Origin of the sequence: Thermoanaerobacterium sp. RBIITD (assembly GCF_900205865.1) — a bacterium.
In the GTDB taxonomy this organism is placed as follows: Bacteria; Bacillota; Thermoanaerobacteria; order Thermoanaerobacterales; family Thermoanaerobacteraceae; genus Thermoanaerobacterium.
Genome location: NZ_LT906662.1, coordinates 3,177,578 through 3,193,200 on the forward strand (window position 1 = coordinate 3,177,578; position 15,623 = coordinate 3,193,200).

18 protein-coding genes are annotated in these 15,623 nt (G+C 29.2%); all 18 read left to right on the plus strand.

Annotation, left to right across the window (positions count from 1 at the left end; genetic code table 11):
- Nucleotides 1-9 precede the first annotated feature (9 nt).
- The 18 genes from recN to CPG45_RS15535 all read left to right on the plus strand — a co-directional run bounded on the left by recN (nucleotide 10) and on the right by CPG45_RS15535 (nucleotide 15,608).
- Nucleotides 10-1,722 carry a DNA repair protein RecN gene (gene recN / locus CPG45_RS15455; protein WP_096232983.1) on the plus strand — a complete coding sequence of 571 codons (1,713 nt, stop codon included), beginning with the start codon at nucleotides 10-12 and terminating at the stop codon, nucleotides 1,720-1,722.
- Between the two features lie 158 nt (nucleotides 1,723-1,880).
- Nucleotides 1,881-3,194 (plus strand): SpoIVB peptidase, encoded by a 1,314-nt coding sequence (gene spoIVB / locus CPG45_RS15460; protein WP_096232985.1) that lies wholly within the window; start codon nucleotides 1,881-1,883, stop codon nucleotides 3,192-3,194.
- 144 nt (nucleotides 3,195-3,338) lie between these two features.
- Nucleotides 3,339-4,121, plus strand: coding sequence for a sporulation transcription factor Spo0A (gene spo0A / locus CPG45_RS15465; RefSeq protein ID WP_096232987.1), 783 nt, complete (start codon nucleotides 3,339-3,341; stop codon nucleotides 4,119-4,121).
- Nucleotides 4,122-4,213: 92 nt separating this feature from the next.
- Nucleotides 4,214-5,335, plus strand: coding sequence for a putative cytokinetic ring protein SteA (steA, locus tag CPG45_RS15470; protein WP_096232989.1), 1,122 nt, complete (start codon nucleotides 4,214-4,216; stop codon nucleotides 5,333-5,335).
- Between the two features lie 10 nt (nucleotides 5,336-5,345).
- On the plus strand, nucleotides 5,346-6,263 hold the full coding sequence (locus CPG45_RS15475) for a copper transporter (protein ID WP_096232991.1): 918 nt from the start codon (nucleotides 5,346-5,348) through the stop codon (nucleotides 6,261-6,263).
- A gap of 4 nt (nucleotides 6,264-6,267) precedes the next feature.
- On the plus strand, nucleotides 6,268-6,942 hold the full coding sequence (locus tag CPG45_RS15480) for a glycosyltransferase family 2 protein (RefSeq protein ID WP_096232993.1): 675 nt from the start codon (nucleotides 6,268-6,270) through the stop codon (nucleotides 6,940-6,942).
- A gap of 4 nt (nucleotides 6,943-6,946) precedes the next feature.
- Complete coding sequence (locus CPG45_RS15485) at nucleotides 6,947-7,762, plus strand: MraY family glycosyltransferase (RefSeq protein ID WP_096232995.1); 816 nt, start codon at nucleotides 6,947-6,949, stop codon at nucleotides 7,760-7,762.
- Nucleotide 7,763: 1 nt separating this feature from the next.
- Nucleotides 7,764-8,843 carry a DUF3866 family protein gene (locus CPG45_RS15490; RefSeq protein WP_096233665.1) on the plus strand — a complete coding sequence of 360 codons (1,080 nt, stop codon included), beginning with the start codon at nucleotides 7,764-7,766 and terminating at the stop codon, nucleotides 8,841-8,843.
- A 174-nt stretch (nucleotides 8,844-9,017) separates the two neighbouring features.
- Nucleotides 9,018-9,548: an NUDIX hydrolase gene (locus tag CPG45_RS15495; protein ID WP_096232997.1), complete on the plus strand. Its 531-nt coding sequence runs from the start codon at nucleotides 9,018-9,020 to the stop codon at nucleotides 9,546-9,548.
- 10 nt (nucleotides 9,549-9,558) lie between these two features.
- Entirely contained in the window at nucleotides 9,559-10,725 is a 1,167-nt protein-coding gene (locus tag CPG45_RS15500; RefSeq protein WP_096232999.1) for an endonuclease Q family protein, read from the plus strand.
- Between the two features lie 70 nt (nucleotides 10,726-10,795).
- A complete protein-coding gene (spoIIM, locus tag CPG45_RS15505; RefSeq protein WP_096233001.1) occupies nucleotides 10,796-11,422 on the plus strand; it encodes a stage II sporulation protein M in 627 nt (208 codons plus the stop codon).
- Nucleotides 11,423-11,485: 63 nt separating this feature from the next.
- A complete protein-coding gene (locus tag CPG45_RS15510) occupies nucleotides 11,486-12,355 on the plus strand; it encodes a site-specific tyrosine recombinase (protein WP_172856599.1) in 870 nt (289 codons plus the stop codon).
- A gap of 57 nt (nucleotides 12,356-12,412) precedes the next feature.
- The gene (locus CPG45_RS15515; RefSeq protein WP_096233005.1) at nucleotides 12,413-13,555 is read left to right on the plus strand and encodes a D-alanyl-D-alanine carboxypeptidase family protein; all 1,143 of its coding nucleotides are present in this window, start codon (nucleotides 12,413-12,415) and stop codon (nucleotides 13,553-13,555) included.
- Between the two features lie 124 nt (nucleotides 13,556-13,679).
- Nucleotides 13,680-14,012 carry an anti-sigma F factor antagonist gene (spoIIAA, locus tag CPG45_RS15520; protein ID WP_096233007.1) on the plus strand — a complete coding sequence of 111 codons (333 nt, stop codon included), beginning with the start codon at nucleotides 13,680-13,682 and terminating at the stop codon, nucleotides 14,010-14,012.
- A gap of 11 nt (nucleotides 14,013-14,023) precedes the next feature.
- Nucleotides 14,024-14,455 carry an anti-sigma F factor gene (gene spoIIAB, locus CPG45_RS15525; protein WP_096233009.1) on the plus strand — a complete coding sequence of 144 codons (432 nt, stop codon included), beginning with the start codon at nucleotides 14,024-14,026 and terminating at the stop codon, nucleotides 14,453-14,455.
- A 9-nt stretch (nucleotides 14,456-14,464) separates the two neighbouring features.
- Nucleotides 14,465-15,208 carry an RNA polymerase sporulation sigma factor SigF gene (gene sigF / locus CPG45_RS15530; protein ID WP_096233011.1) on the plus strand — a complete coding sequence of 248 codons (744 nt, stop codon included), beginning with the start codon at nucleotides 14,465-14,467 and terminating at the stop codon, nucleotides 15,206-15,208.
- Between the two features lie 68 nt (nucleotides 15,209-15,276).
- Complete coding sequence (locus CPG45_RS16970; protein WP_157732431.1) at nucleotides 15,277-15,414, plus strand: hypothetical protein; 138 nt, start codon at nucleotides 15,277-15,279, stop codon at nucleotides 15,412-15,414.
- Nucleotides 15,405-15,608, plus strand: a complete 204-nt coding sequence (locus CPG45_RS15535; protein ID WP_096233013.1) for a dodecin family protein — start codon at nucleotides 15,405-15,407, stop codon at nucleotides 15,606-15,608. Before CPG45_RS16970 ends, CPG45_RS15535 begins: the two co-directional genes overlap by 10 nt.
- The last annotated feature ends 15 nt before the right edge of the window (nucleotides 15,609-15,623 follow it).

The window sequence follows — 15,623 nt, forward strand, 5'->3', positions numbered from 1 at the left end:
GGGTTTACAATGATCCTTGCACTGAGCATAAAAAATATTGCACTAATTGATGAAGCAGAGATAAATTTTGATGAAGGGTTAAATATCCTTACTGGTGAAACAGGTGCTGGTAAATCTATTGTTATTGATTCAATGATGCTATTGCTAGGTGGAAGGGCAAATAAAGACATTATCAGAAATGGCACTGATAAAGCAACAGTTGAAGGAATATTTTTGATAAATTCAAATAAGGATATAATTTATGGTATATTAACCGAAGCTGGCATAGATTATGAAGATGATGATACTTTAATAATAAGTAGAGATATAACAGCAAATGGTAGGAATTATTGTAGGATAAATGGAAGAATTGTTTCATTGTCATTTTTAAATAAACTTGGTTCATATCTTGTTGATATTTTAGGACAGCATGAACATCAATTTTTGCTTGACAGCAGCAAACATATGGCCATTTTAGATAATTTTCAAGATCGTGAATTTTTTTCGGTAAAAGAAAAAATTAATAATCTTCTTGAGAAATATAATTCATTAACTAAAAAGTTGAAGGATTTTAATTTGGACGATAATGAAAAAATGTCGAGAATTGACCTTTTAAAATATCAAATAAATGAAATAGAAAATGCCAAACTTAATGTTAATGAAGAGAAGGAGTTATTAGAGAATCGCAACATATTAATGAATTCTGAAAAATTATATAATTACATGAACGAAACATATAATTTGCTATATAAAGGTTCAGATAACAGTGGTTCTATTATTGATAATCTTAATATTATAATAAAGAATTTAGATGCGTCAAGTAAAATAGATAAAAAATTATCTAAACTTAAAGATACAGTTGAAAATATATTATACACCTTAGAAGATTGTTCAATACAAGCTAGAAACTATATTGAAAATATTGATTTTAATCCTGATAGTATAAATGAAATAGAAAATAGGCTTGATGTTATAAATACTTTAAAAAGAAAGTATGGCCAATCTATTGAGTATATCTTAAAATATAAGAATGAAAGGGAACAAGAATTACAAAAGCTATTAAATGCTGATAAAGAAATTAAAAAAATCAATGATGAAAGAAAAAAAATAATGGAAGAAATAATCAAATTATCTGATAAAATACATGAAATGAGAAAATCAATTGCTGAATACCTTGAGAAGAAAATAAGCACTGTACTAAATGAACTAAATATGCCAAACACAATTTTTAAAGTGGATATAAATAAATTAGATGCTCCAAATGAAAATGGAATAGACGAGGTTGAATTTTTAATATCCACTAATATTGGTGAACCGTTAAAGCCACTTTCTAAAATTGCTTCAGGTGGAGAGCTTTCGAGAATAATGTTAGCTTTAAAAACAATACTTGCTGTTTCTGATGGAATACCGACATTGATTTTTGATGAAGTTGATACAGGAATAAGTGGAAGAGCTGCACAGGCAGTTGCAGAAAAAATTGCTTATATATCAAAAAATCGTCAAGTCATATGTGTAACACATCTCCCGCAAATAACCTCAATGGCGGATATACATTATAAAATATCAAAAGAAACTGATAATGATAAGACATATATTAGAATTGAAAAACTTGACTACAATGGAAAAATTAATGAATTATCAAGAATAATAAGTGGAACGATGGTTACAGAAATTACATATAATCATTCAAAAGAATTGATCGACATGGCACAAAAATTTAAAAATAAATTGAAACATAATTAAAAACGGATTACTTAAAAGTTAATCCGTTTTTTTTTATTGTCAAAAATTTTTTTCTAAATAATATGTATTAGAAATGTAACTTTTTATTGACAGTATATTAATGTACCTAAAAGGTTAATTTAATCTTAGTAATATAAAAATTAAAGGAAGTGATAAAGTTGAATTGGCATAAAATTAAATATTTGTTTTTTATTTTTTTATCAGCTTTAATTATATATTTTAATTATTTGCCACCAATTAAGGGAATTTCACAAACTCCTGCTAATTTTAAATTTTTTAAAGGAGAAAAAATAAATATTAATTTTAATTTGCCTTTAAAAGTGGGTTTTTATACAGATAAAGATGGCATTGTAAAGATAAATAATAATTCTAATAAAAATATCTTAAATTTAAGAAAGCCTTTTACAGTTGAAACTGTTGAACAAGGTAAAGTAAATATTAATTTTAAGTTATTCGGCGTATTGCCTATAAAAAATGTATCCGTCGATGTATTGCCTGCAATCAATGTTATTCCAGGTGGACAGTCAATTGGCGTGAGATTAAATACAAAAGGCGCACTTGTTGTAGGTTATTCAGATATTATTGGTGAAAATAATAAGATTTATAGCCCTTATAGGGAAGGGAAAATCCAAATTGGTGATATCATTCTCGAAGTAAATAGACAAATTATTAAATCTGCAGATGACATTACGAATATTACTAATAATCTAAGCGGTAACCCTGTTAATCTAAAAATAAATAGAAAAGGGAGCATAATATATACAACAATACGTCCGGCGAAATCCAAAGAAGATGGACAATATAGATTAGGCTTATGGGTTAGAGATCATACGGCAGGAATTGGTACATTAACATTTTACTCGCCTGATAAAAATTTATACGCAGCATTAGGCCATGCTATTACAGATATTGATACTGGTGATATCTTATCAGTAGACAATGGTGAAATTATGAAATCTAGAATTACATCAATTAATAAAGGGAAAAGAAGTAGTCCGGGTGAACTAAGGGGAATTTTTCTGGAAGAGATTGATACAATTGGAAATATTGAAAAAAATACTGAGTATGGGATATATGGAAGTATTTATAATAATAAATCAAATGAATTATATAGTAGACCGATACCAATCGGATACCAGTCACAGGTAAAAGAAGGATCGGCTAAGATTTTGACAACTATTGACGACAGAGGAATACAAGCTTTTGATATTCAAATATTAAAGAAAGTAGAACAAAAAACAGCTAATCAAAAAGGAATGATAATAAAAGTTACAGATAAAAATTTGCTTAATAAAACAGGTGGTATTGTGCAAGGTATGAGCGGTAGTCCAATCATACAAGGCGGCAGACTTGTTGGTGCTGTAACACATGTTTTTGTAAATGATCCATCTAAAGGCTATGCAGTATATGCAGAATGGATGGTTAATGAAATGAAAAAGTTAATATCTAATAAAGAAGTTTTTAATAATTAGGGAATGTATTGTTCCCTATCATTTTTTTCAATCTTTTGTAATTTTTTTATTGTTAAAAGAAGGAAATTCAGAATTTATGTAGAATAATATTAAATAGATTTGTTTTTATTATATAAGATTAAGGCAAAGAGGAGGGGCAAATAGTTGTTAAGAAAAATAAAAGTCGGAATATGTGATGACAATAAAGAATTTCTTAGTATAATGGTAGATTATTTGTCATCAAAGGAAAATATCGAAATTGTAGGAACAGCGAACGACGGCAATCAGGCACTTGATTTAATAGAAAATAATGAACCTGATTTGTTAATCTTGGATATTATAATGCCATATTTGGATGGTATCGGGGTTTTGGAAAAATTAAATGAGCTTAAAATCAAAAGACCCAAGATAATAATTTTGTCAGCTGTTGGTCAAGAAAAAATAACACAAAGAGCAATAAATCTTGGTGCAGATTATTACATATTAAAACCATTCGACTTAGAAATGCTTTCAAAAAGAATAACAGAAATTATGGAATTTCAATCAGATGTAGTTTCTAAGGCTGTTATGCCTGTCGTTGGAAATAAAAAATCTGCTGACTTAGAGACACTAATAACACAGGTGATTCATGACGTTGGCATTCCGGCCCACATAAAAGGTTATTTATACTTAAGAGATGCAATTACACTTGTTATAGACAATATTGAGTACTTGAATTCTGTTACTAAATTGCTTTACCCTAAAATTGCAGAAAAATACGAAACGACACCAAGCAGAGTTGAGAGAGCTATAAGGCATGCGATTGAAGTCGCTTGGAATCGAGGGAAAGTCGATGTACTTAATGATTTATTTGGATACACAATAAATGATGAAAAAGGCAAACCTACCAATTCGGAATTTATAGCACTCATAGCAGATAAATTAAGGCTCAGCTTAAAAGCAAGTTAACAAAATACGGTGATTGATTTCACCGTATTTTGTTTTACCTTATTAAAAATTGTGCTATAATAAACAAAGAATATATGTATGGAGGCTAAACCATGCAAATTACAGGTATAATTAAAATTGATAAAAAAACTAAAAATCTTGCAAAGCGTATAAACCCTGGTGAAATAGCCGTTATAGACCATGTGGATATAGATGAAATAGGGGCTGAATCCCTCATCGAAAAAAAAATCTTAGCTGTTATTAATGCTAGTAAATCAATAAGTGGAAAATATCCGAATTTAGGTCCGGCTATAATAGACAAGGCAGGTATACCTATTATTGATGAAGTTGGGGAAGGTATATTTGATTTATTGAGGGAAAACGACAGAATAACTATAATAGATAATGAAATATATAAAGATGGAAAGTTGATAGCAAAGGGAAAATTATTAACACATGATGTTATAAATTATAAGATGGAGGAAAGCAAAGAAAATCTTGAAACCGAACTTGATAAATTCATAGAAAATACACTTGAGTATGCAAAACGTGAGAAATCTTTCATACTCGGTAATGTTGAAATACCTGATGTAAAAACAAAATTCAAAGATAGGCATGCACTTGTTGTAGTTAGAGGGAAAGACTATAAAGAGGATTTATACACAATAAAACAATATATTAGTGATGTAAAACCAATACTTATAGGTGTAGATGGCGGTGCTGATGCATTAATTGAGGTTGGTTTGAATCCTGATATTATTGTCGGTGACATGGACAGTGTTAGCGATAAAGCACTAAAACAAGCACGAGAAATTGTTGTCCATGCTTATCCTGATGGAAGAGCACCAGGTCTAGATAGAGTTAAAGTTCTCGGACTTGATGCGCATATATTTAAAGCACCTGGAACTAGTGAAGATATCGCAATGCTTCTTGCATTTGAGAAAGGAGCAGATTTAATAGTGGCTGTTGGTACACACTCTAGCATGATCGACTTTCTTGAAAAAGGACGTAAGGGAATGTCAAGTACTTTTCTCGTTAGACTTAAAATCGGCTCAAAATTAATCGATGCAAAAGGTGTAAATAAGTTATATAGAGAGAGCTTTAAAATTTCATATGTCTTAAGTATAATATTTGCAGCGATGATACCACTTGGTGTATTAGCTTATTTTTCACCACCTATGCAGCAATTATTAAAATTGTTGCAATTAAGAATAAGGCTTTTAATTGGATTTTAGGAGGATCAGTATGAATGTTAATATAAGATATTATGTTTTAACAATTGCAGCAATTTTTATGGCCCTTGGTATAGGCATATTTATAGGGTTTATGTTAGATGGTCAAAAAGCTTTCTCAGAGCAGCAGGATACTATAATAAATCAATTAGAGCAAAAATTTAAAGATATACAAACGGAAAACTCGAATTTAAAGGATAATGTTCAGAGCTTAAATAAACAGCTTGATTATATGAATCAATACAATAAAATAATTTTTCCGGAGTTAGTTAAAAATAGATTGACAGGAGTTAAAGTCGCAATTATGGAAACAAATAATGATTTTATATATCCTGGTATGAGAAATGCTCTAATAAAAGCGGGGGCGACAATAAATTCTATAACAATATTTAAGGATAGTTTAAATAACTTAAGCGATTCTGATAAAAAAGATTTGATAGATTTTTTATCAAAATATGGTAAGGTTGATGAAAACCACATAATTGAATTTTTATCACAGAAACTTTCAAACGCTATAATAACAGGACAGGATAGTGATTTAATTAATTTTCTTAAGGATAAAGGCTATATAGATTTTAGTGGTACTATAGGTGGTACAGATTTTGTTGTATTAGCAGGTGGAAGCAATAATAAAAATAATAATGTTAATATTATTGACATACCAATCATAAAACAAGTAAAAAATTTAAATATACCTATTGTAGGCGTAGAGCAGAGCGATGTAAAATACACTTATATGGAGGCCTATAAAAAGCAGCGTTTATCAACCATTGATAATATAGATTCTGTAATCGGCCAAACGTCACTAATTATGGTTATGCAAGGGAAAGAAGGAAATTATGGGATAAAACCTGGTGATACGTCAATAATGCCGGATTCTTTTATTGAAGTAACTCAACAGAATCAAAATAGTATGGGACAAACGAGGTGAAATAATGTCTGTTAGTGTTTTAATACCAGCCTACAATGAAGGCGATAGAATTGTAGATACAATAAAAGGAATGGAAAATATTGAAGTAATTGATGAAATTATTGTTATAAATGATGGATCAACTGACGATACAGCGGAAAAAGCAAAAAAAACCGGTGCTAAAATTGTTAATATGAAAAATAATTCAGGTAAGGGTAGTGCCTTAAAAGAAGGACTAAAATATGCAAAAAATGATATAATTGCTTTTCTCGATGCCGATATTGGGTTAACTTCGAGAGAAATTGAAAAATTAATATTACCTGTATTAAATAATGAAGCAGATGTAACGGTAGCAAGATTTCCTAAGGTCAATGTAAAGTCAGGTTTTGGACTTGTAAAGGGCCTTGCAAAAAAAGGTGTAAAATCCCTAACGGGTTATGAATTTGATTCAACATTATCTGGGCAAAGAGTTTTTAAAAAAGAGGTTCTTGACAAAATAAGAAAATTCTATAATGGCTATGGAATTGAAGTTGGAATGACAATTGATATTTTAAATATGGGTTATAAGATAAAAGAAGTTGATGTAAATATGTCACATTCAGTGACTTTGAGGGATTTAAAAGGTTTTATGCATAGGGGTAAACAATTTGTTGATATTTTAAAGGTTCTTTTAAATAAAGCTTTTACAAAGGGCAGGTGAAGATATGTCATCATCATTTGCTTTTGCAATCTCATTTTTATTAATGATAATAATTCAGAAATTCATAATTCAAATATTAAATAAAGATGTATGTTTGAAATCAAATTATAAAAAAGTGCCAATACCAGTATGCGGGGGCATTGCATTTATCCCTACAATTTTTTCAACTAATTTAATTATAAATCTCATTGGCTACCAAGAAAATAAAATGCCTCTATATTTGCTTTCTATTATTTTAATGTCATATGTAGGCTTAATAGATGATTTGCTTGGTGATAGAACCGTTACTGGTCTTATGGGCCATATTAAATCATTGTTGCATATGAGACTTACTACCGGTGCTTTAAAAGCCATAACAGGATTTATGGCGTCATTGTACATAAGCATAAATATAAGCAAGAATATATACGATGTATTTGTAAATACATTTATAATAGCTTTATTTACAAATTTTTTAAATTTACTTGATTTAAGACCGGGTAGGGCAGGTAAAGTATTTTTATTATTATCCGTTATCTTCTTAATAATAGGTAAAGGCAACCCATTATTTTTAGTTATAGTTTTAGGCGCATCAATTGCATTTTTGCCAATTGATTTAAAAGCAAAAATTATGTTAGGCGATACGGGTTCTAATATCCTTGGTATTACGCTCGGAATTTCAAGTGTTTTGATATTTAATTTTAATATAAGATTAATTTTGCTTATATTATTAGTATTGATACATATTATAACGGAAAAGTATTCTCTAACAAAGATAATAGAAGGAAATAAGGTTCTAAATTGTTTGGATATGTTAGGTAGAGGACGTGAAAAGAATTAAAATGATAATAATAAATAAGGGAATTGTGAAAAACATTATTTCTAAACGTGACGGTATATGTTTTATCGAGGTTGATGTTGATGGTGTTATGACAAAGGCTGTAAATTATAATTACATTACAGGTGATATAGAATCTGGCGATATGGTATATCTAAATCAAACCGCGAGGAAACTAAATCTAGGTACAGGTGGATATGATTTCGTTATTTTAAATACGAAGTATGACAGTTTTAATTTACTTGATAAGGGCCATATAATGAAATTAAGATATACTCCTATGCAAATTAATGTTATGACTGTAGAAGAACAAGATAGTCCTTACCATGATGTTTTTAATAATTTTAAAACTTTAAATGGTATGCCTGTAATAGTAGGTGAGCTTCATAGCATGGTAGCACCTTTTTCAATCGTATTAAAAAAACTAAGACCATCAATAAAATTAGCATACATAATGACAGATTCCGCTTGTATACCAATGCAGTTCAGCAACGCCGTAAACTTTTTAAAAAAGGAGAAATTTATAGATAGTACAATTACTATGGGTCATGCTTTTGGTGGTGATTATGAAACAGTTAATATATATACATCACTCATATGTGCAAGGGAAATTTCAAAATGTGATGCAGCTATAATAGCAATGGGCCCGGGGATAGTTGGGACGGGAACAAAATATGGTTTTTCCGGTGTTGACCAAGCGCAAATAATAGATGCAATTAATAAATTAGGAGGAAATCCTATCTTAATACCCAGAATAAGCTTTAATGACAAAAGAGAAAGGCATCTAGGTATAAGCCATCATACAATTACAGTTTTAGAATTATTAAATAGTAATTGCAATATAGTATTTCCTAAAATGGAGGATGATAAGTATTCAATCATTGAAAAACAGATTTACAATAATTCTGTTTTTGAAAGATATAATAAGTTTTTTATTGATGCATCAATAACAAAAGAAATACTCTCAGGTTATAGAGATATTAATTTAACAACAATGGGAAGAAATATTTATGATGAACCAGAATTTTTCAATACTTGTGGTGCGGCTGCTATTTACTGTAACAGTTTATTTTGTATAAATTAATTCTCCCATTGTTTTATACCTTAAAGAAAGTTCATTAAGTATCTTTATTAAATCATGAAACTTACCTTTGAAGTATATTTTATTGCTATATATAATCATGGGAATCACCTCCTTGATATTCTATATTATGTTATTATCGTAAAAATTATTCATTGAGAAAGGAATGTATATTAAATGAATTTAACCGAGGTAACAAAGAACTCTGATAAAATTTTTAATGGGAAAATTATTAATTTGAGAATTGATAATGTAGTACTGCCAGATGGAAAAACTGCGAAAAGAGAAATTGTCGAACATCCTGGTGGGGTTTCGATCTTAGCAGTAAATAAAAATGGGAAAATACTCATGGTAAAACAATACAGAAAGCCTGCAGAAAAAATAATGTTAGAGATACCGGCAGGAAAACTTGATCCTGGTGAATCGCCTGAAGTATGTGCTAAAAGAGAATTGATGGAAGAGACAGGATATATAGCAAATAATTTAAAACATATATTTTCATTCTATCCTTCACCTGGTTTTTCTACCGAAATCTTGCATTTATATCTCGCGTTAGAAATAGAAAAAGGCGAACCCCATAGAGATGATGACGAATTTCTTGAAGTATATGAATATGGATTAGATGAAATAAAAAATATGGTAATGAATGGCGAAATAGAAGATGCCAAGTCATTAATCGCTATTTTATATTACATCAATATGAAATGAGGTATTATTTATGTATTTTAATGCTGACCTCCATGTGCACATTGGTAGGACTAAAAGCGGTAGACCTGTAAAAATAACAGCGTCAGCACAATTAACACCACTTAATATATTAGAAAAGTGTACAAAAAAAGGCATAGATATTGTTGGTATTGTTGATTGTGCAGTACCCGAAATTTTAAATGAATTTGAAGATATGATAAAATCAAATTTATTGGAGCCATTGGAAGGTGGAGGGTTATTATATAAAAACAAAGTTGTATTAATGCTAGCCAGTGAAATTGAAATTGGTGGAGAATTAAAGGGATCACCGCATATATTATGCTTTTTGAAAGATTTAAAATCAATGAGAGCTTTTTCTAATACTATTTCAAAATATATAAAAAATATAAATTTAAGCAGTCAAAGATGCAAATTAAATAGCATAGAAGTTTATAAAATAGTAAATGACCTAGGAGGATTTGTTGTACCGGCACATGTCTTTACACCATTTAAAAGTTATTACGGAAGCACAACTAATAGATTAAGTTTTGTTTTTAAAGAATACTTTAATGATATAAAGGCTATTGAACTTGGACTAAGTTCTGATACAGATATGGCGGATGAAATTAGTGAATTAGGTGATAAAATTTTTTTGAGTAATTCTGATGCACATTCCCTACAAAAAATCGGAAGAGAATTCAATATATTTAATATTGATAAACCAGATTTTGAAAATATAAAAGCTTCATTGGGCACAAATTCAAAAAATAATATAGTAAAGAATTATGGCCTTAATCCTTCACTTGGCAAATATCATAGGACATTTTGCCTTGATTGTAATAGAGTATCACAAGATGTACCACCTGTATATAAGTGTATATTTTGTAATAGTCAAAATATAGTATTTGGTGTTAAGGATCGCATAACAGAAATAAAAGATCAAAATACAATACATCCCATGTTTAGGCCTGAGTATATCTATCAAATACCATTGGAATTTATTCCTGGTATTGGACCTAAAACGATGGAGAAACTTTTAAATGAAGTTGGTACTGAAATATATGTTTTACATGAAGCACCATATGAAATATTAAAAAATACTATTGGTGAAAATTTAGCATCAAATATTTTCAATGCAAGATATGGTAAAGTAAAATTAAAAGTAGGAGGTGGTGGAAACTACGGGAAAATAATTTAAAACAATCATATTGCCCCTTAATTGCGCATAAATTTAAATATAGGTTTAAGCGTAAGAGGAGGGCAATGCCTTGAAAATTTTAAAAGATAAGATTTCAAAACATATAAGAGATAATTCAATATTATATATTATAATTATAATGTCTTTTATGATAGGCATAGCATCCGGAGCTTTTACTATAAATACCATTAACGACATACAGAAAGAAAATATGATGAAATATATAAATAATTTTTATGACATTTTTGGACATACAAACTTAAATCCGATTCAAGTTTTTAAGCAATCAGTTTTAAACAGTTTTGAAACTACTTTTATTTTATGGTTGCTTGGAGCAACAATTATTGGAATACCTTTTATATTTTTTGTCATAGGTGTAAGAGGGTTTTTGCTTGGATTTTCAATTGGATTTTTAATCAGTGAATTAAGATTCAAGGGTATTATTTTTACAATTGCTGCAATCTTGCCACAAAATATGTTGATTTTAATTTCAATATTTTTTATAGCTGTAACATGTATTAATTTTTCATTGTATATATTGAAAAATCGCAGATTTAGTGTAAGTGACCTTTTTTCACAATTTATCACATATACTCTTATTATTTATACTGCTTTTGCAGTTATGATACTCGGAGGAGTAATTGAATCATATATAACACCAAGTATATTGTATTTTTTAAAAGATATAATTAAATAATTATGAAGGAAAATTAAAAGTTTTGTTGAATATTTATTTATATGAATAATTTTAGGGGTAATGTTGATGATAAACATTGTACAAGCTTTTATTGAATTTCTCTATCAAGAAAAAAAGTTAAGTAATAATACAATAGATTCATATAAAAGAGATATTGAACAATTTATTGATTATTTAGAAAAAAACAGGCTTAATTATGATGATGTTAAAAAAGTCACTATTATTAATTATATGAATCTTTTAAAGCAACAAAATAGGTCACAAGCAACTATTTCCAGACATCTTTCATCGATCAAGTCTTTTTATCAATTTCTTTTCTTGAAAAGACTTATTGATGAAGAACCAGCATATACCCTTGATGCTCCTAAAATAGAACGAAAAAAACCTGTTACTTTGTCTGTTGAACAGGTTGATAAACTTTTGTCGTTTGAATTTGAAAAAAATGAAAAAGGTATAAGAGACAGAGCTATAATAGAGGTTTTATATGCTACTGGCTTAAGGGTATCTGAACTAATTTCACTAAATATTGATGATGTTAATTTAAACTATGGCTATGTGCATTGCAAAAACATAAAAGAAAGAGTTATACCAATTGGTACACATGCTTTAGATGCACTTAAAAATTATATTTCTATTAGAAAAAACATAAAAAACAAACACCACCTTTTTTTAAATTTAAGAGGTGATTCACTTACAAGGCAAGGCTGCTGGAAAATAATAAAAGAGTATACAAATATTATTAATCCAGGTTTTGCCATTACACCGAGCATATTGAGGAAATCTTTTGCACAGCATATGTTAGAAAATGGTGCTGATATAAGAAGTGTTCAGGAAATGCTTGGATATAAAGCAATGAATTCAAATGAATTGATTACACTTATTTCAAAGTCGAAAATAAAAGAGGTATATAATAAAGCACATCCACGCGCTTAAAATAAAAGAATAATAATCCCTTCTTGAGAAAAAATAATTTTAAGAGGAGGGATCACAATGCTAAAAAGAATAATACCAATTATTTTAATATTTACATTATTAATCACATTGCTTACTGAAAATTATGGTTATGCAGACAATTTTGACCTTAAGTCGAAGTCAGCTATTCTTATAGATGCGAGTACCGGAAAAGTATTGTATGAAAAAGATAGTCATAAAGAATTACCTCCAGCAAGCGTTACAAAGGTAATGACAATGCTTCTTGTAATGGAAGCTTTGGATTCGGGAAAAATAAAGCCAAATGATAAAGTAGTTACAAGCGAGCACGCTTTTGATATGGGTGGAACACAGATATATTTGGAAGTCGGAGAGGAAATGACAGTAGATGATCTATTAAAATCTGTTGCAATGAATTCTGCTAATGATTCATCTGTTGCATTAGCAGAGTATATTTCAGGTAGCGAAGAAAAATTTGTAGAAGAAATGAATAAAAGAGCTAAAGAACTTGGTGCTAAAAATACGAGCTTTAAAAATGCTTCTGGTTTACCAGAAGAAGGCCACTATACAACTGTATATGATACAGCTTTAATTTCAAGAGAACTTGTTAAACATAAAGGAATATTTAAATATTTGGAAGATAAAATTGACTCCGTTAGAGGTGGAAAATTCAGCTTAGCAAATACAAATAAGCTCTTATGGAGATATCAAGGCGCAGACGGTATAAAGACCGGATCAACATCTGAAGCATTATTTTGTCTATCGGCGACAGCTAAAAGGGGTGATTCTAGATTTATAGCAGTTGTATTTGGAGCACCTGATTCAAATACACGTTTTAAAGAAGCTTCTAAGCTTCTTGACTATGGATTTGCGAACTATGAAACAAAAAAAGTAGCTGAACTGGAAAAGACCTATGGGACAGTAAAAGTGTTAAAGGGAAATCAAAATTGTATAAATGCTGTATCAAAGGATGATGAATATATTTTACTGAAAAAAGGCGAAAGTAAAAATATAAAGCAAAGAATAGAATTAAATAAATACGTTGAAGCACCGATTAAAAAAGGTATGAAGCTTGGCACAATAAAAATATATGATGGTAATAATTTGATAAAAACAATTGATTTATTTTCAACAAAAGATATTAAAAAATCGAATATAATTAATAATTTTTCTAAGATCTATAAAACATGGCTTTCAAAATAATTTAAAAAAAATACTAAAAACTCTATGAGTTTTTAGTATTTTTTTTAAATTATTAGTAGAAAATAATAACATAAAAGGAGGAATTTGAATTTATGTGTAGAATATATACAATGGAGGGATGAAAATGAGCATAGATTTTAAAAAACAAAATGACACTTTAATAGTTAAGGTTAAAGGAGAACTTGACCATCATACTTCAGATATGTTTAAGGAGTCCATTAATAATGAATATCAGAAAGGATATAAAAATATTATTTTGGATTTTAAACACCTAAATTTTATGGATAGTTCTGGTATAGGCATGATACTTGGCAGGTACAAAATGGCTAAAGAAAATAATGGTACGCTTGCAATTGTAGGGGCAAATTCACAATTGTTAAAAGTCATAGAGTTATCTGGCATTTTAAGAGTTATAAATTGTTATGATAAAATTGATGACGCAATAAATAACTTATAAGGGGGATAAAAATGGATTTCTCTAATAAAATGGAATTAAAATTTTTAAGCAAATCACAAAATGAATCCTTCGCAAGAACAGTAGTTGCGGCTTTCGCGGCACAGCTAGATCCTACAATTGAAGAAATTGCTGATATTAAAACTGCTGTATCAGAAGCTGTGACAAATTGTATAATACACGGATATGAGAATAAAATAGATTATATTACTTTAAAAGCAGATATCGAAGGCAATAAATTATCAATAGAAGTTATAGATAATGGAGTTGGTATAGAAGATGTAAACAAAGCAATGGAACCTTTATTTACAACTAAGCCTGATGAAGACAGATCTGGTATGGGATTTACTGTTATGCAAACTTTTATGGATGAGCTTAAAGTTGAATCAACTCCTGGTAAGGGTACAACCGTTAAAATGGTTAAATATATTAATTCCCACAAATGAGGTGCTGTCATGATTGATAGAGACTATGAAAGGAATGAAGACGTCAATGATCTTATTAAAAGGTCCAAAAACAATGATAAATTAGCACTTGAGAAATTATTAAAAGAAAATAGTGGGCTCATATGGAGTATTGTTAAAAAATTTTCCAATCGAGGATATGAAGCGGAAGACCTTTATCAAATTGGTTGTATAGGCTTTGTTAAAGCTATAAACAAATTTGATGAATCATATAATGTTAAGTTATCTACATATGCAGTTCCAATTATTTTAGGTGAAATAAAAAGATTTTTAAGAGATGATGGACTTATAAAGGTTAGTCGTTCTTTGAAAGAATTATCAAACAAAGCATATTATGTAAAAGAAAAGTTAGAAAAAGAGTTAAATAGGGAACCATCTATACAGGAAATTGCAATGAAGCTTAATGCCACCGCAGAGGAAATTGCAATGGCTTTTGAATCGACCACTGCAACAGAATATTTATATGATAATTCGCAACATAATGATGATGATAGTATGCTTTTAATTGAAAAAATAGGAACTGAGGAAGATGAATATGAAATTGAAGATAAACTTGCATTAAGGATGATACTTGAGAAGTTAAATGCACGTGAAAGACAAATAATAGTTCTAAGATATTTTAAAGATATGACACAGACAGAAGTTGCAAAAATTCTTGAAATTTCACAAGTACAAGTATCCAGAATAGAGAAAAAGGTATTAAAAAAGCTAAAAGAAAAACTTTTGGAGGTGTAGCAATTGCTACACCTTTTGAATTAAAATATGAGAATTTCACATAATATAATTGTACTGAGGTGGTACTAATGAAAAAAATGTTGATCGTTATAACTATTGTTTCTTTAATGCTTATTGGCGTATATTTTTTAAAATTTAATACAGCAAAAAAAATACCAGATAGTGCAAAATTGGTTTATATAAAGGAGGAATTAAAATGGCTGTAGTAAAAATATTAAATGTTGTAGGAGATTCAACAAAAAGTTGGGATGATGCCATTCAAAATGCGGTTGCAGAAGCATCAAAAACAGTTGATAATATTTCGGGTATCGAAGTAATGAATCAAACAGCTAATGTCAAAGACGGTAAAATAGTCGAATACAAAGCAAATTTGCAGATTGCATTTAGAGTTGAAAGATAAATTTGGTGCACCAGA